We start from the raw sequence: 22,080 nt of genomic DNA on the forward strand, positions 1-22,080 counted from the left end.
CTTCTGAATCTATTTAATCAATTAACGTTTAAAGGTCAGTTTCACAAAAGCAAAACTGACCTTTAATTAGGTTTATAGACAGCATGGCTGCCAATTCTTATAAACTGTAATAAAGTTCAAATTCAAACGGATGCACTAAACTTCTTACCTGAGCTATTTCAGCCTCTCTTAAGGTAATATAACTTTCAATAAAGTCTTTAGTAAAAACATCCCCTTGTAATAAGAATTCTTGGTCCTGACGTAGGTACTCAACGGACTGCTCAAGTGAAGAACAAACTGTAGGTACATCAGTTAATTCCTCAGGTGGTAGATCATAAAGATCCTTATCCATGGGTTCACCTGGATGAGTTTTCTTTTGAATACCGTCAAGGCCTGCCATCATCATCGCAGCAAAAGCTAAATATGGATTGGCTGTTGGATCTGGGAAACGTACTTCAATACGGCGACCTTTAGGATTTCCAACATGTGGTATTCGTATGGCAGCAGAGCGGTTTCGAGCTGAATAAGCTAATAAAACTGGTGCTTCAAAACCAGGCACTAGGCGCTTATAACTATTAGTAGCGGGATTTGTAAAAGCATTTAATGCTCGAGCATGCTTAATAATTCCACCAATGTAATAAAGCGCTGTCTCTGACAAACCAGCATATTTATCACCATTAAAAATATTAACACCATCTTTTATCAGTGATTGGTGACAATGCATACCATTCCCATTATCCCCTACCAATGGTTTAGGCATAAAGGTAGCCGTTTTACCATAGTTATGAGCTACATTATGAACAACATATTTTAGAAGCTGCATTTCATCAGCTTTTCTAACTAATGTGCCAAATTTAGTTGCTATTTCCCCTTGATTCGCGGTAGCCACTTCATGGTGATGCGCTTCAACAACAATACCTAGACTTTCTAAAGTTCGACATATATCTGAACGAATATCTTGTGAAGAATCGACTGGAGGAACAGGAAAATAACCACCTTTAATAGGAGGACGGTGTCCAATATTGCCACCATCAAAACTTTTACCAGAATTCCATTGAGCCTCTGATGAATCTATTTCATAAAAAGAGCTATTAATGGTTGTTTTCCAACGAACATCATCAAATATAAAAAATTCAGGCTCAGGTCCAAATAAGGCTGCATCGGCAATGCCGGTTGAGTTTAAATAAGCTTCGGCACGCTTAGCAAGTGAGCGCGGATCGCGATCATAGCCAATCATGGTTTGCGGATCAACAACATTGCAACGAATAATTAAGGTATTATCCTGATAAAAAGGATCAACTAAAATGTTTTCACAATCTGGAACTAATGCTAAATCCGATTGATGAATTTTCTGCCATCCTTTAATTGACGAGCCATCAATCATTTTACCGTTTTCAATAAGATCCTCATCCACAGCAGAGATAGGCAGCGTAATATGCTGCTCTTTACCTCGGGTATCCGTAAAACGCAAATCAACAAATTTAGCACCATGTTCTTTAATTGCTGCCTGAACTGCATTGTTACTCATCATTATCTCCAAGGTTAAACTATCGGCCTCTTTCAATTCTGGCTGAATTAAACTCAATGTTAGAATGCCTTCATGCAAAAGCTATATTATTTTTAAGCATAAAATTGCACAAAAAGTAGGTTTCTCCATTACCTCACAGCTCAGTAACAACAGAAGCCTAATAAATAGTTTACCTTAAGTGACTTCTGAAACCTAATAGATTACACTGTTATAAGGGATATTCTTTAAAAAAAATATGGGTGCTTATCATTATCAAGCGTTAACTTCAGCTGGAAATACAAATAAAGGTGTAATTGAAGCCGATTCCGAGCGTCAAGCTAGGCAATTATTACGCGATCAAGGTTTAATTCCCACCCAAGTTCGTGCTTTAACGAAGCAAACTGCAACACCGCGTAGGCGAGACAAAATTTCTGCCCAAGACTTATCGCTATTAACGAGGCAGTTAGCGACACTTTTAGCAGCAGGTATCCCTGTAGAAGAATCTCTGCGTGGAGTAAGTGAGCAAACAGAAAAAGAGCGAGTTAGAGGGTTACTGATAGGTATTCGCGCTAAAGTACTTGAAGGCTATTCTCTTGCTCAAGCAATGGGGGAATTTCCTAATTCATTTCCTGAATTATATCGGTCTACTGTTAGCGCAGGAGAACAAACTGGCCGTCTAGACTTAGTTCTAGAAAAACTTGCTGATTATACCGAAAATCAACAAGCTACTAAGCAAAAAATTCAACATGCCCTTATTTACCCTTCCTTGATGATTTTTGTTTCTATAACTATTATAAGTTTTTTATTAGCGTTTGTAGTGCCAAAAATTATCGAAGTATTTACTAGCAGTGGCCAATCATTGCCTGCTATGACTAAAGTGCTCATTATTCTTAGCGATTTTATTAAAGCCTATGGTTTATATGTGTTAATTACTTTTATCTTAATACTGATGGTATTTCGTAGAAGTTTAAAAAATTTAGTAATCAAAACAATATGGCATCGAATTTTATTAAAAATTCCCATTGGATCTTATTTAGTACGATCAACAAATGTCGCGCGTTATATTCATACCTTTGGTATACTATTTTCTGCCGGAGTTAATGTATTAGAAACTATGCGTGTTTCAGCAAGTGTTGTGAACAATGTTGTTATGCGAAATGCTTTTGATATCGCGACAACTCGCGTACGTGAAGGTACCGGAATTAGTGTTGCTTTAAAAGAAACTCATTTTTTAAGCCCAATGGCGATTCATTTAATTGCTAGTGGCGAAAAAAGTGGGCAATTAGCGGAAATGATGGAACGCGCAGCATCTCATTTAGATAATGAAGTTAAACGATTAATCGATACGGCTCTTACGCTTTTAGAACCAATGGTCATTATGCTTATGGGTGCTGTAGTGCTTTTTATTGTGTTAGCAACCTTATTGCCTATTTTTTCAATGGAGCAGTTAGTCACTTAAACAGGTATTGATCAGTTAATGTTTATCATTTAGTAATTTACTCGCAGGAGAATGTATGAGGACACAAAAGGGTTTCTCGTTAATTGAAATCATGGTGGTGGTTGTAATATTAGGTATTTTAGCTTCTATCGTTGTACCTAAAATTATTAGCCGTCCAGATGAAGCGCGAGCTGTTAAAGCTAAGCAAGATGTTTTAGCCATTCAAAACGCACTCGATCTTTATAAATTAGATAACGGTTTTTATCCAACAACTGATCAAGGCTTAATAGCCCTAGTAGAGAAACCTACCAGTAACCCTGCACCGCGTGATTGGAAACAATACTTAAAATCGGTACCCAAAGATCCTTGGGGACGTGAATATTTGTATTTAAATCCTGGTGAACATGGTGAAGTGGATGTATTTACTTTAGGAGCGGATGGCCAACCTGGTGGTACTGGTAAAGATGCAGAAATTGGTAACTGGGACACAAAATGAGCGTGGTTTCACCCTCATTGAAATATTAGTTGTAATTTTAATTATTGGCATTATTGCAAGTGTTGCCTTATTTGCATTTGGCGATTTTGGTACAAGTAGAAGAATTAAACTTACTGCTGAGCAGTTTAGTGCGTACCTTAAGCTTGTCCAACAACGCGCTATATTAGAAATGGTAACACTTGGAGTAACTATTAATAATGAAGGTTATGAAACTTATCGCCATAGCAATAATAGTTGGCAATCTATGCCTAAAAATAGTCTCATTTTCCATCGCTTCTTTCCAAAAGATACGGTTATCACCTTGAAAGCTCAACTAAAGAATAATATAGGTCCTAATATTATAATTACACCTTCTGGTAGTATGACTGAATTTACGTTGATATTCGGTACATCTGCCGAGCCAAATATAATAACGCTTATAGGCAAACATAATGGTGCTTTAACCTTTGATAATCAAAAAATGAAATGAGAAATAAATACTTTAACTACTATTTTCAGGACGGTTTTACCTTAATAGAAGTACTCCTTGCATTGGCTATCATTGCTATTGCCCTGACTGCTTTATTAAAAGTAACTGCTCAAAATGTTGCTAATACAGCGCGTATTAAAGATAAGACATTAAGTCATTGGATCGCCCTGCAAGGGGTAAATATGGTACAGCTTAAATTATTAAATCCTGCTTTAAATGAGGAAGTTACCCAAGTAACAACTATGCTTGGCCAACGCTGGTATTGGCGAGTTAAGATAACTAAGACCCCTATGAACGCTGTGCAAGAAATCCAAATTAAAGTGAGCAAAAATCAAGCTGGCCCCTTTAGCGAAGCGTTAACTGCTTATCGGTATTTTTATGAGCAAGTATAATTCTTCAAAACACATAGCAAAGCTGCCAAAAAACTTTAGATGTAAAGATGGCACAAATCATAAGGGTATATCCACAAAATTTCAAAAGAGGTCAATTAACGGATTTACTTTACTGGAAATATTAATTGCTATTGCTGTATTTGCCATATTGGCTACCTTAACTTCTACTGCCTTATATTATGCATTCAATACGCGTGCCCGCGTTACCGAGCAAGCCGATCGTTTTACGAGCTTACAGTTAGCTATCAGCTTATTGGAAAGAGATAGCTTGCAAATAATCAATAGGCCAGTACGTGCCAATGAAATGCACTTATTTCCCGCCTTTATTGGTCAGGCAAGTTATTCGGAATTCACACGGGGTGGCCATGCTAATCCTGATAGCATGGAAAAAAGGAGTACTTTATTACGGGTAGGTTTATTGTGTAAAGATAATCAATTAATAAGGAGGACTTGGCCAAGTTTAGATCCAGCAAATAAAGATAAATATGACGATAGAGTTTTATTAGATAATTTAAATAAATGTCAGTTTGCTTATTTAAATAAAAGCCTCCAAGTCTTGCCTAGCTGGAATGTAGGTACTGGTGAACTTGAGCAGGTCGAGCCATTACCTAAAGCTATTCAACTAACTTTAACACTTAACCATCGCGATAAGTTAAGTTTACTTTTACCTATTCCTAAGGCGCTATATGCAAGTTAAGGACGTAAATATTCTTTCTTTTAATTTTTATAGAAAAGGGAGCGCCTTAATTTCAGCTTTATTCATTATGACTTTAGTTGCTATTGCTGCTACTGCCATGAGTATTCGCCTACAACTTGATATTTATCGTACCCAATTAACTATTACCAGCGATAAATTATACCTTGCTTCGCAAGTTGTTGCTTTTTGGGCTATGGGGGAACTTATTGATGTGAAAAATCAATATACTATTGCCAATAATCACGGCAAAGTGAAAAATTTTCCTAAGCAGTATTCTTCTATTTATCCCAATGTTACCATCAGTGGCTCTTTGTATGACTTACAAGCATTCTTTAATTTAAATAATTTAAGTGATAAAAATTACTATCCCGTTTTTTTAAAATTTTTAAGCAATGTTTTAACTAAAACGCCACCTCAAGAGCAAGAGCGCTTAGCTGTGGCAATTTTGCAATGGCTAACACCTTACACGCCAGGGCGCGGGAATGATGAATTTATTACTTACTATTTAAAACAAAAACCACCTTATTATCCTAGTAAACAACTATTTCAAAGTGTGTCAGAGTTACGCTTAGTTCGAGGTATCACTGGTGAAATTTACCAGCAACTTAGCCCTTTTATTACAGCGTTACCTACTGTTACCCCTATCAATATTAATACAGCGCCCAGAAAGGTATTAATGGCGCTAGGAAATAAATTTAGTGAGCAGCAAATCGCTGACATCATTAATGCTCGAGGGAGAACGGGTATTTTGAATGAACAAAAACTTAATCAATTATTAAAAAAATTAAATCTGCGTAGAGAGCTTATCACTATTGAAAGTGAGTATTTTTTAAGTATTGCCAATGTCAAAATAGATGATTTAAGTGTGACTAATTTTACTATTTTAAGACGAAGTAAAGACAAAGAAGGCAAATTGTCGGTTAATCTCATTGCTGAGAGCTTAAATACTTTGTGATTTAAACTCTCGCAGCACATAATAATTAAACCAATTAATGAATTAAATCTTGCATTAATCCCATTTTTTCTAACTTTAATAAATTCTAAATTTAACTTTTGATATTATTTCAACCTATTTGTTATCGCGCCAGTTTAAATAGCATCAAGATTTTAAGTCTATAATTTAGTAATTAAGTTTAGTTGGATTTTAAAATGAAGATGAGATTTAATTATGACGGTTCGCTTGAGTCTTTTGTAGCTTATTATCGAGCTATTTTAACCGATGAAATAGAGGACCAGTCTTTAGAAGATACTCCCATCCCAATAAAATCTCGTGAAGAAGCGTTACAAGATTTCCATAGTCATTATAGCAAAACAGAAATTTGGCGCCTATTTGTCGACGGCGCACTTTATACTATAAATTCTAATCAAGGGTGGTTGGACTATGAAGCGCGAGAAGGAGGAGCATTAAAAGCTTGTTTTCAGGGTCTGAATTTATGTACTTCTAATTTAGAAGCTCCCTTGACTTTAGACTATTTGAAAACACTACATCAAACTGTCACAAAAAATGTGACAGGTGAAATGATTGAAGGACCACGTGGAAACTTTCGCTCAAAAACGCCACAGTTTACTCTTCAGCCTGAACGAAACACGCCAGAAGGCTTTCTAGACCTCATAAATGAAATTAACAAGGGCCCAAATGGCTATCTAAATGGCGCATATATACAATCTGCTTTGCATGGCATATTTGGAGCTGAAACTGTTAAAAACAATGATGGAAAAATCATACAAATTTCATTTGCTGATTATTTAAAAGAAAATCCTTCAGAAACAATGGAAACATTGGCAGCTAAACTAAGTACGGCACCTTTAGTTATTTATCATGCACCGCCAACGGAAAGTATAGAGGAAGCATTAAATCGGGTCATTAACCATTATAATGAAGAAATTGTTAAAGCAAATACAATTACTAATAAACTCGACATTATTGGTAAAACAGTTCAAGCTTTCGAGCGCATTCACCCATTTTGTGATGCTAATGGCCGTACCTTTGCAAACTTGTTGTTAACTCGCCTTTTATTACAAAATGGTTTTCCACCAGCAACCTTGTTTGAGCCTAATCTCTTTGATGCTTTTGGTTACAATGCAGCTGTTTTGGCACGTGGTATTCTTAACACACTAGAAATTTATGAAAATCGAAATTTATTTAATTTTAGTACTGCAATTGAAATGGCTGATCAATTACCAACTTATTTAGAAACTTATGCTGAAGAATTAGCGCCTTTTACAAAGCCTGTTGAATTAAAAATAAAACTTCAAGAAATACTGAAAAAAGATGAAATATCTGATGAGGATTTCGCAGAATTCTTGCAAGAACTTTATAAAGTACCGGATTTATTTGATCAAATTTATTATTTGAATTATCTAAATGGAAAAGAAAAGGTGGGTGAAGACAAAATTAAACCAATATATGATAATATTGTAAGCAAAATAATTGAGTTTAAAAACCTTCATACATATGATAATACAGAACGAATTGCAGCCAGTACAATTATAGAATGGCGATTAAGTTCCTTAGCAGAAATGAGAGGTCACCCTCTATCTTTAAATGATAGTATTTTATCTAAAGAACATATTTTCTTAGAGTCCTATAAATTACTAAATAATATTAACAATTTTATTTCTGATGAAATAGCTAGGCTTTCAAATGGTTCTGAAAAATCAATTTCTTTACAGAAACTTATAAATATGATTTCGGATGCACAAACACGAAAACAAAATCCTACTACCATTATTAAATATGCTGTGAAACATTTAGATATCTTATGTCATCATTCAAGGATAAACCCATTTGCGACACCGAAAAGTGAAGAAAACTGGATAAAATTTAAACAAGAACATAGCAAAGCTGCAGAAAAAGTAGGTGGGTTAGGCATATTTAATACTCAACCACTTAAAAATAGTCGCGTTACAAATTTTAAAAATTATAGTCTGTTCTATCGTGGTAAAAAAAGTGAAAATCCACAACTTGAGCAAATAGAGATCTTAAGTAAAATTAAGCAATAATTCTTTATCTTTATTCAATAAATTCCTAGATTAAATACTCATCAAAATATTTTTTTAATTTTAACATATAAAATCGTATTTTATTCCCCCTCATCTCCACCCTCAGGAATAGCCCCTTTCTTTTTTAACTCCTGAAAAATTTGTTCACCTCGTTGTTTTTCCTGCGGCGTTAATTTAGTTTCCAGACGCGCTAGCTCATCGACAGCACCCTCATTTTTGTTATCCACAGCTAGCTTAAACCAAGCGTAAGCTTGAGCATTATCTTTAGTAACCCCTAAACCGGCTAGATATAAATAGCCAAGCTTTCCCTGAGCGACAGGATCGCCTTGTGCCGCTGATTTTCCAAACCAATAAGCCGCTTGTTGATAATCCTTATCAACACCTGAACCACTCAAATATAGTTGACCTAACTCTGCTTGTGCTTCAGCATGCCCTCTTTCAGCAGCAGCTTGATACCAATAAGCAGCTTTTTTGGGATCAGTGGGTGTACCCAATCCATGTAAATATTGATAAGCTAAATAAGCTTGTGCATTACGATGACCTTGATTAGCTGCTTTTGAAAACCAATAAGAAGCTGCTTTCTGATCGGGAGCTATCCCAAATTTGCCGGTATATAATAGACCTAAGCTGTATTCACCTTTAGGATCCCCTTGTTCAGCCGCTTTATTATACCAATACAGTGCTTTCTCTACATCTTTCTCAGTGCCTACTCCAGTCATATATTGATACCCAAGGTTAACTTGGGCCTTAGAATAGCCTTTTTCAGCTGCTTTTTTAAACCAGACAAATGCCTGCTGATCACTCGCTTGCACACCATCCCCAGTAGCATACATAAGCCCTATATTACGCTGTGCAATTGAATTACCTTGTTCTGCAGCTTTCATATACCATTTAAAGGCTTCTTTAAAGTCTCGTTGTATGCCTTTACCATTATCATACATATAACCTAAGCTAAGTTGAGCTAAAGCATTATTTTTTTCAGCTCCTTTTCGATACCACTCAACAGCTTTAGCGTCATCTTGATTAACACCATAGCCATATTGATACATTCTGCCTAGAAGATACATCGCATCGTCATTGCCTTGTTTAGCCGACTCCATTAAATGAGGATAAGCTGTATTGTAATCCTCATTTTCAAAGGCCGTAAAACCGATGATCTCGTCTGCTAAAGCTACGTTTGCAAACAAACACGCAGCAATAATAAATGAACGCATGCACGCTCCTTAGGATACGCCCCTTATCTTAAAGCGTAGGATATTCACAGTACAAATCAAATTTTGAGCAATATCCTTGATGAATTATCTAACTTATTAGTGTGAGTTAAAGTATAATAAGTCTTTCTTTTTGTTGATTATCGTCGATAATTATTACTTTTATCTGAATTTTCAAAGTTTGATTCATAGGTAGAATTATCATTTCCGTCTGCAATTTCAGCATTCTTTCTTGCAATAATATCTTTGATCCCCTCTATTATTTGTTCTGAACTTCCTAAACCCAGAATACCTTTTAATTGCGCATCTTTACTAATCCTTTCAATTAACCATTTAATAGACTGGGTATGAATTGAATATTTATCACCCGTTAGGTAAAATCTACGCTCAGCGCAAACTAAACAGAGCTTTTCCCACTCTTCTTTTATCTTATTTTTATCTTCTGCAGAAACATATGCATTTAAAATTCTAAGCATATTATTAATTGTTTCTTCTTTTCTATTAGCACTCTGCCTAAATAACTAATTATTACTAGCTTTTTTAGTTTGAATATCTGTTGTATGTAAGCTATTAAAACGATAATTAAGCCGTTCATCTAGAAACTTTTCAGCTTCATCTTGCCTGTCTTGAAACGCATCTAATTTTCTAATTACTTTAGGCTTTGCATAAATAGAATATCTATTATAATCTTCTTTTAAGAGTTCAAGCTGTACAGCGTCAGAGGCTTCATCAAGTAAAAGAATATCATTTTCTATGAACTTTTTTTGTAAACTTGGTGTAGCATATTTCAATAATGAATGATTATTATTTATATATTCTTCTTGCTTTACTAGAGGTAATTCTTTAAATACACATTCTAATATCTCGTCTCTTATAGCACCTAAATTTTTAGCTAGCTCTTTTTTTATAAAATTCTAATTCATACTCACTAAGCTTGTATTTCTTCTTATATTCAATTACTTTAGCTTCTATGTAATTTTCTATAAAATTATTACGCGCTAAAGGCTCAACTATTAGGTTAATCAATTTTTCACTTTTAAGCTTATCTAAAAGAGAGGAAATCTCTCCTTTTTTTTAAATTTTTCAATTGCTTGAAAGTAATTATAGAAATAGGCTTGGTAAGATAAATAGTGGTCTCTATCATTTAAAAGGTATTTAAATGCTCCCACTCTATCTCTAAATCGCATTTTTTATATTCATCTCCTGTTGCTTCATATGCTTCCCCAAAGGTTTTGGAGGGATTATTCTGCATATAATTCGCGGCTAATTGGAAATGCCAACTGATATTAGAGTTTGCTACCGAACAATTTCCTGTTTTCTGGTCCTTCTTACTTATTATTAAAGCCAATTGAGTATTTTCCATTTTTTTATTCTTAATAAGGAACTCTGATATTTTTCCTCGGATAGATTAGTAGGAATTAGACGCACCAAACATCTCATTGGCAAACTCCCTCGCTTTTTCTCTTTGTACAGTAAAAACTATTACTTGTGAAATGCGGCCAGACTCTAAAGTAAAATGGCGTTGCCCACGATTCACATAAATAAAATGTATATTTTTCTTTTCTCGAACCGCATGCAAAGTATAAGCATGCTTAGGCCATTTGGTTAAAAAGCCTACATAATTACCATTTAATAGTTCGTCTATTTGCTTCGAAGATTGTGGAGATAATAAGGAAAAATTTAGATGCCAACTAGGTTTAAATATTTTAAATCTTTTTATGGTACTACCAAGAGCATCATCAATTTGCCAGCCAGTATTGTCACTCAAGCTTAAAAAAGGATTTTACTCTAAGCCTAAAATATGACTCATTTCTTTATGTGTTGTAACCATAATCTATAAAAACCATATAATTTGATCAAAATAAATTTTATCTGTATAATTTTAATACAAATTAAATGAAATACATAATTACCAAATGAAAATAGGATCATTGATTAAAAGAGTATAAAGCATTAAAGACTTAAAATTTTTGTAAAATATAAGCTTAGTTTCCTAAACTCTGAGAAAAAAAATTTGTAAATTAAAGCCCTATTATAAAGGGATTTAATAATTATGGCGTTTCCCACTAAGTTTCAGACCAGGCACAAGGGAGAGAGGCGAAGGAGTGTACAAACAAGTACTGTACTTCGCCGAGCAGCTTGTAACGCAGTATGAAGCTTAGTTGGAGACGCTATAGTATTAATTAACATTAACAACAGCCACATTACAACCTACAACTACAGCAGTTATTCTTACATTATTGGCTAAATCAGCAAAAGTCTGTCCAGCAATTAACGTTTTAATAAAATAGGTACGCGCATCACCTGCTCGGGTTCGATGAATACTAATTTTATCCAATACGGGGTAGCCGTAGGGCCGAAAGGTCCTATATTTTTACGATAAAAAATATAATAAACGTAAATTCGACATAAAATATATTTGCTAAATTTTATATCAGATTTATTTATGTTTAATCTGAATCCTGTACAAATGCTTCGCATTTTTCGGGATAACGTTTGTTTAGCGTAATCCAAAATTCCAAACAAGCATTTGCTAAAAATTCAGATTAGTTAAGAAGTTATTTAGTGTCAAATATGCCTTGATTATTAATCAGCTGATACATTAACAATGCTGCACGCTCAGTTTGAGTTAACAAGGATTGAATATTCAATGTTTCTTTTTCAGAATGCGCCCCACTGCCAACAGGCCCTAAACCAGCTAAAGCATAAGGTACAATTGCAGCGATATGTGATATATCTCCAGCTCCACGCATACCCGGATCAAGTGCTGTAACTTTACCATAACCTAATTGTAAACTTACATTATTGTAAATGTTTAATAGTTTTAAATTATTCTCTCTAGGTGACATAGAAGGGATAGCGTCTTTAAAAATTACTTTAGCAGTTGTACCCGTTAAGTGCTGCTGTACAATTGAGGAAATTGTTTTTTTAGCACGCTCTTTTTGCTCTTCTGTTAAAAACCGAATGTCACCCTCAGCTATAGCCATCTTGGCAACAACATTTGGTTTACCAAAAACTAAATTCTGGGAATGGTTATTCGTTTCAATTGTATTTCCTCCCATAATTAGTCCAGGATTAAAGGTTAAATATTGTTCCTTAGTGAGACGAATACGCAGTGCATTTAAAATACGCGTTATCTCAAAAATAGCCCCATTTCCTATTGTTGGTTTAAAAATTTGCGAAGAATGGGCTTCTTGACCAGAAGCCTTAATTACCCAGTCTGAAATACCGCGACGAGCTACCGTAGCTGTATCCTGAGTTATTGACCATTCAAAATCTAATGCAACATCACTATGAGTTGCGGCATCCATTAATGCCTTTCTAGAAACCTTTGTTGGTTTTCCCGAATCCTCTTCATCACCTGTAAATACAACAGTGATAGTTGCATCTGATAATGCACCCACATTATCTAGGGCTTTTAAAGCATAAATAATAACAACATCACCTCCTTTAGCATCAATGACACCAGGCCCGGTTGCAATATTATCTTTTAAGTTAAAACGTTGAAAGGAACTAGTGGCTGAAAAAACTGTATCAAGATGGCCTATTAATAAAAGTCGTTTACCTTTATTGCCTTGATGAAAAGCAATTAAGGTATCAGCCCTCTTCATTGTAGGCGGCAAGCTCACCCACTTAGTAGTGAATCCAAGTTGCTTTAATTCACTTTCTAATCGCTCCCCTACCTCTTTAACGCCTTTTATATTGGCAGTACCGCTATTAATACTGACAATGTCTTCTAATAACTGCAGTTGCTCTTGAAAGTGAGTTTTTAAAAAATCAGTTACCTTATCTTCTTTAAGAGGAAGAGCATTTACATTTAATACTTGCATTGTAAATAACAATAAAAATATACCAATACTTTTTTTCATAATTATTTTACACACACTAAATACGCATATTATGCAAATAATTTACAAAGAAACCAACTGATATAGAACGACTGAGAAAATTACAAGAATAATTATCAATTTAACTTCATTTACAACATAGTTTTAAAAACTATGCTGTAAATTTAATTTTTTAGACAGCTTCAAAAATAGCAGCAGCCCCCATACCGGTGCCAATACACATAGTGACCATACCATAGCGTCCTTTAGTACGACGCAAACCATGTAACAAGGTAGCTGTACGAATTGTTCCTGTAGCGCCAAGTGGATGGCCTAAAGCAATAGCGCCCCCCAACGGATTAACTTTTTCACGTGGCAAATTAAGTGTCTTAATAACAGCTAACGCTTGGGCTGCGAAAGCTTCATTTAATTCAATCCAATCTAATTGCTCTAAAGTAATTCCTGCATTTTGTAGAGCTAGCGGAACAGCATTAACAGGTCCTATGCCCATTACTTCAGGCGCAACACCTGCAACTGCATAACTAAGCAAGCGTCCTATAGGCTGTAAATCAAATTGCTTTATCGTCTCTTCGCTCGCTAATAGAGCAATAGCTGCCCCATCACTTGTCTGTGAACTATTACCCGCTGTTACACTACCTTTAGCTGAAAAGACAGGACGCAAACGCGCAATAGCTTCATAAGACGTATCAGCACGAGGGCCCTCATCTTTATCGATTAACCGCTTATGAGTAATGACTTTATCAGTTGATAAATTAGGATGACGCTCAGTAATTTCTATAGGTACTATTTCTTGATCAAAATCGCCCCGTTGCTGTGCAGCAATGGCCCGCCTATGGCTTTCGGCAGCAAATTCATCTTGTTCTTCGCGCGAAATTTCCCATTGTTTTGCTACATTTTCTGCGGTAATACCCATTCCATAAGCAATAGCTACATGTTCATTTTGAAAAATAGCAGGATTTGCTGTGTACTTATTACCGCCTAAAGGTACCATAGACATGCTTTCTACACCTCCTGCTAGTGCTAGAGGCATAGCGCCTTGACTAATAGCAGTCGCAGCCGTTGCAATACTTTGTACACCGGAAGAGCAAAAACGGTTGATTGTCATGGCAGGTACAGAATTTGGCATGCCAGCAAGTAATGATGCAATACGGGCGACATTCATACCTTGTTCTGCTTCAGGCATAGCGCAGCCAATCACTACATCGCCAACCGCTTTCCAGTCAACAGAAGGGTTACGTGCCATTAACGTCCTAATTGTATGGGCTAAAAGGTCATCAGGTAGTGTATGCTTAAACACACCACGTGGCGCCTTACCAACCGGAGTACGTAATACATCAACTATATAAATATTGGTCATTGATTGCTCCTTGATTAATTACGTAGTGGCTTGCCAGTTTCGAGTAGATGAGCAATACGCGCCTGGGTCAATGGTGTTTCTAAGAGCTCAATGAAAGCTCTTCTTTCTAAATTAAGTAACCATTGCTCATCAACTATTGTACCTTGATACACATCGCCGCCACACATTACCTCGGCAAGTAGATTAGCTAAATAATAATCATGCTGAGAAATAAAACCGCCTTCCAACCAATTTACCAAGCCTGCTTCTAATTTAGCATGCCCTTCTCTCCCTGCTACTTTAAATTGTCGTTTAAGGGGTGCTTGATAATTTCTTGCTGCAAGGGCTTTTATCTCAGCTAAAGCTGCATAAAGGACTTCTTCACTGTGCATAACCCAAAAGTCGCCTGGTTGCAAAAATCCTTTCTCTAACGCATCAGGTGCACTACTTGCAACTGTCGCTGTTGCCGTTTGCTCAAAATAAGGTTGAATAAAGGTCATTAAATCAGCTTTACCTGCAGCAAAAGCTGCTCGGAGCGCCAATTCTTTACAGCCGCCACCGGCAGGAATAAGCCCAACCCCAACTTCAACAAGTCCTGGATAAGACTCAAATGCGGCAATAATTCTATGACAATGCATCATAAGCTCACAACCACCGCCTAGAGCACGTCCTCGTAACGCCGCAATGGTAGGCACTGAGCAATATTTTAAGCGCATGACAGCCCGTTGAAAGGATTCTATCATTTCTTCTACAGCGGCAATTTTTCCAGCTTGCACTAATGATGCGACACCACGTAAATCGGCACCCGAACTAAAGTTTTCTGAGCTATTTTGATAAATGATTAAACCTTGACATTGACGCTCAACAATATCGACGGCTTGATGTAAACCGTCAAGCACAGACTGACCAATCGTGTTTGCTTTACTTTTAAAAGACAGTAAGCCAACATCATCTTTAAAGCGATATAATTTAACACCCTCATTTTCATATAAGCTTTCAAGCTTAATATTTTTTTCACCAATAAGTTGATTAGAAAAAAATTGTTTTTTATAAACTGGCAAGGAACTTCGGGGTATAAAATGATTTTCTTTAGGAGAAAAAGCGCCTTCGTTATTATAGAAAGCAGGACGCTCGTCTAGCCATTTTGGTAAGTTTGCCTGACTTAGGTTTTGATTATTGGCTTTATCAGTTTCTATTAACTGTTGCATACGCTCAATGCCAACCTGTTGCCAAGTCTCAAAAGGACCATTACGCCAACCAAAGCCCCAGCGCATAGCGAGATCAATATCACGAACACTGTTAGCTATATGCTCTAAATGAAAGGCACAGTAATGAAATAAATCTCTAAAACATGCAACAAGGAATTTTGCTTGTTTATCATTAGAAGCAATTAAAGCATCCATCCACTTATCAGGCTCTTTAATAGCCATAATTGATTTTATTTCCGGACTAACTTGCCCATTAGCAACTCGATAAGAATCACTTAAATAATCATAAACTTCAATCGTCTTTCCAGCTTTGCGATAAATTCCTTGTCCTGTTTTTTGCCCCAGGTGTTTTTGTTCAATTAAGTTATTTAACCAATCAGGTAATTTAAATAAATCATGCCAAGGATCATCTGGTAAGTGTTCATACATTGTATGAACGACGTGTTGCATGGTATCTAATCCAACAACGTCCATGGTTCTCAACGTAGCGGATTTAGGCCGGCCAATTAATATACCCGTTAGCGCATCTACTTCATCTAAACCGAGCTGCATAGTTTGGGCATGCTCTAAAGTTGCCAATAAGGAAAATACCCCAATTCTATTGGCAATAAAATTAGGCGTATCTTTAGCAATAACAACACCTTTACCTAAATAACTCGTTAACCAAGATTCTAAGTTCGCTAATAGCTTAATCGATGTGCTTTTTGCTGGAATTAGTTCGGCAAGATGCATATAGCGTGGTGGATTAAAAAAGTGGACTCCGCAAAATCGATTATATAATGATTCCGGTAACACACTAGATAGCTTGTTGATACTTAAACCAGATGTATTGCTTACTAAAATAGCCTGCTCATTAACAAAAGGAGCAATACGCTTATAAAGATCTTCTTTCCAATCCATGCGCTCAGCAATCGCTTCAATGATTAAATCACAATCCGCAAGCTCCTTTAAGTTTTCCGTATAATTTTTGGGCTGTATTAAAGAGGCTGTCGTTGTTGTCGCTACTGGCGTTGGTTTTAATTTATTTAAATTTGCAATTGCTTTTTCAACCAGGGCGTTACTGTTACCTTCTTTGTCAGCTAAATCAAATAGTAAGGTTTCAATACCTGCATTAATACAATGAGCAGCAATTTGCGAACCCATCACCCCTGCGCCAAGAACCGCAACTTTTTTAATTAAAAAAGGCTCCTGCATGATTCATCCTTAGTTAAAGTAAATTTGATAGAGATTTATCAAGTTTTTATATTTGCTCTTCTATTTCTATGGTACTGAGCGTTATAGTAATACTATTTGCACGACATAAAAATTGGGTTAATCATTCTCAATTTTCTCATTTCCGCATTCTATTCTTGTCTTTTCCGGATCTTATTTCTTGTCATTCCCGCGTAGGCGGGAATCTATGTTCAAATTAGTACTATACCCAATCAACCGTGGCTCCCCGCCTATGCGGGGATGAAAATAAAATTGAGGTTAAATATTAAGCAATTAACCTAAATTAAAGCGAATACCTTGCGCTAATGGCAAATCGTCTCCCCAATTAATTGTATTCGTTTGTCTACGCATATAAGCCTTCCAAGAATCTGAACCTGATTCACGGCCACCGCCCGTATCTTTTTCACCACCGAAGGCACCACCAATCTCAGCACCTGAAGTACCAATGTTGATATTTGCAATTCCACAATCACTACCAAAGGGGCTTAGAAAACGCTCCGCATTTTTAAGATTCTGGGTAAATAAAGCAGATGACAAACCTTGAGGAACACCATTTTGAAAGTTAATTGCCTCTTCTATATTATTATAGGGCATTACATACAAAATTGGCGCAAATGTTTCTTGCTGCACTATATCCCAACTGTTTTCAATATCAGTCACTAAAGTTGGTTGGACAAAATAACCTTTATTAGCCAACGCCTCACCACCAAATGCTATTTTTCCCCCAGCCGATTTAATACGATCAATAGCTTTGGTAAATTGCTCAACAGCTTGTTTATCAATGAGAGGACCCATCAAGTTTTTAACATCAAGCGGATCACCAATCGTTACTTGCTCATAGGCATGTTGCAATCTTTTTACGACATCACTATACATCGATTGATGGACAAATAAACGTCTTGTTGAGGTACACCGTTGACCTGCGGTCCCTACGGCGCCGAAAACAATAGCAGGTATAGCTAAATTAAGATCAGCTGACTCATCTAAAATGATGGCGTTATTGCCTCCAAGTTCTAGAATCGTTTTTCCTAACCGACCTGCTACCTTCGCTGCAACTTGCCTACCTACTTCAGTCGATCCTGTAAAAGAAATTAAGGGCATACGAGCATCATCAACCATTTTTTCTACGACATCATGTGAATGCGGAATGAGCAAGCCAAAAATTTCTGGACAATTATTTCTTGCTAAAACTTCACTACAAATTTTATGCGCTGCAATGGCACAAAGTGGCGTTTTAGCAGATGGCTTCCAAATAGTGACATTACCGCAAATAGCCGCAAGGAAAGCATTCCAAGACCAGACAGCTACTGGAAAATTAAATGCTGAAATTACACCAATAACACCATAAGGATGCCATTGTTCATACATTCGATGATTAGGACGCTCAGAATGCATAGTGTTTCCATAAAGCATTCTTGATTGACCAACGGCAAAATCAGCGATATCAATCATTTCTTGAACTTCGCCATCACCTTCTTGCTTCGATTTCCCCATTTCTAAAGAAACGAGACTGCCTAACCAATCTTTATGTTCCCGTAAAGCTTGCCCCACTTGACGGATAATTTCACCTCGTTTTGGCGCAGGATAGCGCTGCCACTCTATAGCCGCTTTCTCTGCTCGCTTCATTAAAGTGTTATAATCCTCTTCCGAACAACCTGCTACTTCGCCCAATTTCCCTTCAGTCGCAGGACTTATAGAGTCAAACCTATTTGAATTAATCTCACTTTGCCAGCCTAACCCGCTAAAAGCACCTGGGTTTAACGCTTCAATTTTTAAATGCTTAAGAAAATCCATACTTCACTCCTAGGCGTAATATTGGCCAAAACGGTTTGCTAAAACATCAGCTAAACGGAATTTTTCTTGCAATACTAAGCCATGATATTCATTTGCCTGCCCTAAAACCAAATCAACAACTGCACAGACCCCAGATGCAGTACTTACTTGGATAGCAGACCACTCAAGGCCATGAATCACTTCTGGGTAAATTTTCTTAACATAACTTTTTTCAGTAAGCTCACCCTGTTTAATACCTTCAACTGTAACGTAAACAATGACAATATCTTGGTAGGTTTTTGGAATAGCTCGCTCAAGGATACGTTTTAATGTTTCACGGTCTTCATTTAATTTTAGATCATTCATTAAAAGACGCATTTTTTCGCAATGACCGGGGTAGCGCATCGTTTTATAATTTAAGGTTTTAACTTTTCCATTATACAATTCACCTAAGCTACCTAAACCACCTGAAGTATTAAAAGCTTCATACTCACAACCATCAATTTGGATAGACTCTAAACCTTCTAAAGGCTTCATAACAATAGACTCGCCTTGTTCAATACCATAACAAGGATTACCATATTCATTAATAACGCCATCAGTTGACCAAGTTAAGGAATAGTGAAGTGCATTATTAGCGCGTTGTGGTAATGCACCTACGCGAAGCTTAGCGTGAAAACATTGTTCAAATTCTTGCATTAAACTGTTAGCAGCAATACTAATAAATCCAGGCGCCAACCCGCATTGAGGCACTAAAGCCGTAGACGCCCCCTCTGCTATCTTTTTAACAGCCTCAGTTACGGCAGTATCTTCTGTTAAGTCAAAATAGTGAGCTTTAGATGATTTTGCTGCCTCAGCAACATAGGTATTAAGAAAGTAAGGAAGGCTTGAAATAACCGCGATAATATTATTTTTTTGTAGATAAGATTTAATTGAACCTTCATTAGTGACATCAAGAGCAACCGTTTTGATATTAGGTAAAGCTTGAAGCAATCGACTTACATCGGTTCCTGAAAACTCCAAATCAGCTAAATGCACCTCATAATCACCACTACCGGCTAGCAAACATGCGATTAAACTGCCAATCTTGCCTGCTCCTGTAATCATAACGTTATACATACTTTCCTTCTCCATGGTAAAACGACGAGTCATCCTACACTAAAAATTGATTTTCTTGAACTAGTGTTAAAGATTATAAATAGAACCCTTTGACATAAAATTGAAATTTTATCTTTAAAATCAAATACATTACTATTTTTAATGCAATAGATGATCTGTTTTTACAAAACCAATTTTATAAATAATTTTAATATTTTCTATACTTGAAGTATGGCTTTATGAGAATGGTTAAGTTATGCCAACTGATAGTGGTGATGCATCAGAAGAGAAAGATGTTCCTTCCTTAAAAGAGATAGTGATGGGAGCAATCTTGAAAAATCAAGGCTTGTTCAAAGAGGCTATCTCTCCAGGTAGAATTAACCAAGACCTTCAACAAGAGCTGATGTTAGCAAAGATAACTGATCTAAGACGAGAAGTTATGAAAGCTAAATTAATCAATAAATTTATAGAGAAATTCAAAGAAAGTGATATATCTCCAAAATTTTCAGAACAAGATTTCTCAAATTTAGAAAAAATTCAATTCTCTAGTTTGGATATTAAATGGGTTAGAGATACGGAAGGGAAATATAAATTAGAAGTAATAGCGCAAAATGAATATATGGGCTCTGATTATCGCGAAATCCGCTTTCAGTCTAATGCAGAAGAAGTATTAAATAAATTAGAAGAGGTAATGGGCAGTCCCAGTCCGGCACTCCACTTCTAATTTAGATAATTCTTAACTTGTAAAATTCTTGACCTTTTAAGGTTAGTATCATATTGTTACTTTTTTTATAGTATTTGCTTAATACAATGATAAGTGCGTCTGTAAATAAATTTGAGCTTTTATCAACACGTGCTTTAGAGCGTATTCCTTATCTTCAATATTTCTTGTTTGGTCTATTACTACCCTTTGGATTTGCGCCTTTTCATCTACCAGGGTTAGCTCTTTTGGGTCTCGCACTTTTCTATCACCAGTTAAATAATAAAAAAGAAACCTCGCCTTTTTTAAGTGGCTTATTTTTTGGACTTGGCTTCTTTGGGTTTGGAACTTCCTGGGTTTATGTGAGTATTCATAACTATGGTCATCTAAATACTATTACATCAGGTTTACTTACTTTTCTTTTTTTACTTTATCTCTCTTGTTTTCCTGCATTAGTTGCTAGCTTATTTCGCCGCTTTGTATTTAAACCTTATACAATAGGCGCTAGTCTACTCTTTAGTGCACTTTGGCTAATAGGTGAGTATCTACGTGCAACCTTTTTAAGTGGTTTTCCTTGGTTACTTATAGGCTTTGGCCAAATTGATGCACCTACACGCTTCTTTTTACCAATTCTAGGTGTTTTTGGTGTAAGTTTCATTTCCTGTTTTGCTGCAACTTTAATAAGTAATACGATAAATAAAAAAGATAGCATTTATCGTTATAATTACCTATTTCTGTTCATTACTCTATTAGCTTCTCCAATTTTATTGAAAAATATTAGCTGGGCGCATATTGATGACAAACAACCGGTTTCAGTGGGTGTTATACAGGCTAATTTATCTATGCGTGATAAATGGGATGAAGGGCTATTTTGGCAGCTTTTAGATCGTTATCAGCAAGCTGCTAAATCCTTGTTAGGAACTGACGTCATTGTTATGCCAGAATCAGCCATTCCACTACCCGCGACCTACATTAGTGAATTTTTAGAAGACTTAGATGAAAAAGCTAAAGAAAAAGGAAGCGCTATTTTACTCGGTATACCTCAGCCCACTACCATTGATCAAAATACCTTTTTTAATGCATTAACAAGTCTAGGAGCTGCTAAAGGTACTTATCTGAAGCAGCATTTAGTTCCATTTGGTGAGTATATTCCAAGTACATTTCAACTTATAACTTCTTGGTTAGGTATCGAAGATCCAAATATGAAACCAGGATTTACTAATCAGTCATTAATACAAGTACATAATTACCCTATTGCTACCTTAATTTGTTATGAGATTGCTTATGGTAATTTGCTACGTGAACAATTACCTGATGCCAAATGGATAGTCTCCATTAGTGATGATGGCTGGTTTGGTCATTCATTTGCACTTTACCAACATTTACAAATGGCCCAAGTTCGCTCAATGCAAACAGCTCGCTATCAGATATCATCTAATAATGATGGCTTGTCAGCTGTGATTAATTCCCAAGGAAAAATTGAAAATTCTTTACCGGCTTTTCGTGATGGCATATTAAAAGCAACGGTTTTTCCCGCTAGTGGAAAAACGCCTTGGGTGATTTTAGGTGATGCACCTATGCTTGTTTTTAGTCTATTAATTTTTCTTTTCTTTACTACTTATCAACTTTTGTTTGTTAAACTCTCTAATCAAACTATTGCTGCAAAGCACAAGAGGCGCTATCCTTACCAGCCCAGTTGAATATAACGTATAT

21 protein-coding genes are annotated in these 22,080 nt (G+C 36.1%); 9 read left to right on the plus strand and 12 right to left on the minus strand.

Annotation, left to right across the window (positions count from 1 at the left end; all coding sequences use genetic code 11):
* Positions 1–97: 97 nt before the first annotated feature.
* Positions 98–1,507 (minus strand): type I glutamate--ammonia ligase, encoded by a 1,410-nt coding sequence (glnA, locus tag E1P04_RS04430; RefSeq protein ID WP_131781884.1) that lies wholly within the window; start codon positions 1,505–1,507, stop codon positions 98–100.
* 235 nt (positions 1,508–1,742) lie between these two features.
* Here glnA and lspF point away from each other — a divergent pair, with 235 nt between their 5' ends.
* From lspF to E1P04_RS04465, 7 genes are all read left to right on the plus strand, one after another.
* Positions 1,743–2,945, plus strand: a complete 1,203-nt coding sequence (gene lspF, locus E1P04_RS04435; protein ID WP_131781719.1) for a GspF family T2SS innner membrane protein variant LspF — start codon at positions 1,743–1,745, stop codon at positions 2,943–2,945.
* 55 nt (positions 2,946–3,000) lie between these two features.
* Positions 3,001–3,420, plus strand: a complete 420-nt coding sequence (lspG, locus tag E1P04_RS04440) for a GspG family T2SS major pseudopilin variant LspG (RefSeq protein WP_131781720.1) — start codon at positions 3,001–3,003, stop codon at positions 3,418–3,420.
* Positions 3,389–3,889, plus strand: coding sequence for a type II secretion system minor pseudopilin GspH (gene gspH / locus E1P04_RS04445; protein ID WP_131781721.1), 501 nt, complete (start codon positions 3,389–3,391; stop codon positions 3,887–3,889). Before lspG ends, gspH begins: the two co-directional genes overlap by 32 nt.
* Positions 3,886–4,281 (plus strand): type II secretion system minor pseudopilin GspI, encoded by a 396-nt coding sequence (gene gspI, locus E1P04_RS04450; protein WP_131781722.1) that lies wholly within the window; start codon positions 3,886–3,888, stop codon positions 4,279–4,281. The genes gspH and gspI overlap by 4 nt, the downstream gene beginning before the upstream one ends.
* Positions 4,268–4,978: a type II secretion system minor pseudopilin GspJ gene (gspJ, locus tag E1P04_RS04455; protein ID WP_131781723.1), complete on the plus strand. Its 711-nt coding sequence runs from the start codon at positions 4,268–4,270 to the stop codon at positions 4,976–4,978. Before gspI ends, gspJ begins: the two co-directional genes overlap by 14 nt.
* Positions 4,968–5,933, plus strand: a complete 966-nt coding sequence (gspK, locus tag E1P04_RS04460; protein ID WP_131781724.1) for a type II secretion system minor pseudopilin GspK — start codon at positions 4,968–4,970, stop codon at positions 5,931–5,933. The genes gspJ and gspK overlap by 11 nt, the downstream gene beginning before the upstream one ends.
* A 194-nt stretch (positions 5,934–6,127) precedes the next feature.
* Positions 6,128–7,981, plus strand: coding sequence for a Fic family protein (locus tag E1P04_RS04465; RefSeq protein WP_131781725.1), 1,854 nt, complete (start codon positions 6,128–6,130; stop codon positions 7,979–7,981).
* Positions 7,982–8,061: 80 nt separating this feature from the next.
* Here E1P04_RS04465 and E1P04_RS04470 read toward each other — a convergent pair whose 3' ends face one another.
* The 11 genes from E1P04_RS04470 to E1P04_RS04515 form a co-directional block, all read right to left on the minus strand.
* Positions 8,062–9,195, minus strand: coding sequence for a tetratricopeptide repeat protein (locus E1P04_RS04470; protein WP_131781726.1), 1,134 nt, complete (start codon positions 9,193–9,195; stop codon positions 8,062–8,064).
* A gap of 137 nt (positions 9,196–9,332) precedes the next feature.
* The gene (locus tag E1P04_RS04475; RefSeq protein ID WP_131781727.1) at positions 9,333–9,668 is read right to left on the minus strand and encodes a hypothetical protein; all 336 of its coding nucleotides are present in this window, start codon (positions 9,666–9,668) and stop codon (positions 9,333–9,335) included.
* 45 nt (positions 9,669–9,713) lie between these two features.
* Entirely contained in the window at positions 9,714–9,983 is a 270-nt protein-coding gene (locus tag E1P04_RS04480; RefSeq protein ID WP_131781728.1) for a hypothetical protein, read from the minus strand.
* A gap of 353 nt (positions 9,984–10,336) precedes the next feature.
* On the minus strand, positions 10,337–10,555 hold the full coding sequence (locus E1P04_RS04485) for a hypothetical protein (protein WP_131781729.1): 219 nt from the start codon (positions 10,553–10,555) through the stop codon (positions 10,337–10,339).
* A gap of 45 nt (positions 10,556–10,600) precedes the next feature.
* On the minus strand, positions 10,601–10,960 hold the full coding sequence (locus tag E1P04_RS04490; RefSeq protein WP_131781730.1) for a hypothetical protein: 360 nt from the start codon (positions 10,958–10,960) through the stop codon (positions 10,601–10,603).
* A 411-nt stretch (positions 10,961–11,371) separates the two neighbouring features.
* Complete coding sequence (locus E1P04_RS17570; protein ID WP_165482673.1) at positions 11,372–11,530, minus strand: hypothetical protein; 159 nt, start codon at positions 11,528–11,530, stop codon at positions 11,372–11,374.
* A gap of 220 nt (positions 11,531–11,750) precedes the next feature.
* Positions 11,751–13,061, minus strand: a complete 1,311-nt coding sequence (locus tag E1P04_RS04495) for a M20/M25/M40 family metallo-hydrolase (protein ID WP_131781731.1) — start codon at positions 13,059–13,061, stop codon at positions 11,751–11,753.
* Positions 13,062–13,212: 151 nt separating this feature from the next.
* Positions 13,213–14,397 carry an acetyl-CoA C-acyltransferase gene (locus E1P04_RS04500; RefSeq protein WP_131781732.1) on the minus strand — a complete coding sequence of 395 codons (1,185 nt, stop codon included), beginning with the start codon at positions 14,395–14,397 and terminating at the stop codon, positions 13,213–13,215.
* 14 nt (positions 14,398–14,411) lie between these two features.
* Positions 14,412–16,778, minus strand: coding sequence for a 3-hydroxyacyl-CoA dehydrogenase/enoyl-CoA hydratase family protein (locus E1P04_RS04505; protein ID WP_131781733.1), 2,367 nt, complete (start codon positions 16,776–16,778; stop codon positions 14,412–14,414).
* Positions 16,779–17,069: 291 nt separating this feature from the next.
* Positions 17,070–18,590, minus strand: coding sequence for an L-piperidine-6-carboxylate dehydrogenase (gene amaB / locus E1P04_RS04510; RefSeq protein ID WP_131781734.1), 1,521 nt, complete (start codon positions 18,588–18,590; stop codon positions 17,070–17,072).
* A gap of 9 nt (positions 18,591–18,599) precedes the next feature.
* A complete protein-coding gene (locus E1P04_RS04515; RefSeq protein WP_131781885.1) occupies positions 18,600–19,688 on the minus strand; it encodes a saccharopine dehydrogenase C-terminal domain-containing protein in 1,089 nt (362 codons plus the stop codon).
* Between the two features lie 235 nt (positions 19,689–19,923).
* On the opposite strand from E1P04_RS04515, the gene E1P04_RS04520 reads away from it, so the two are divergent.
* Positions 19,924–20,391 carry a hypothetical protein gene (locus E1P04_RS04520; RefSeq protein WP_131781735.1) on the plus strand — a complete coding sequence of 156 codons (468 nt, stop codon included), beginning with the start codon at positions 19,924–19,926 and terminating at the stop codon, positions 20,389–20,391.
* Between the two features lie 86 nt (positions 20,392–20,477).
* Positions 20,478–22,067: an apolipoprotein N-acyltransferase gene (gene lnt, locus E1P04_RS04525; protein WP_131781736.1), complete on the plus strand. Its 1,590-nt coding sequence runs from the start codon at positions 20,478–20,480 to the stop codon at positions 22,065–22,067.
* Positions 22,068–22,080 lie beyond the last annotated feature (13 nt).

It is taken from the genome of Legionella gresilensis (genome assembly GCF_900639865.1).
Lineage (GTDB): Bacteria > Pseudomonadota > Gammaproteobacteria > Legionellales > Legionellaceae > Legionella_C > Legionella_C gresilensis.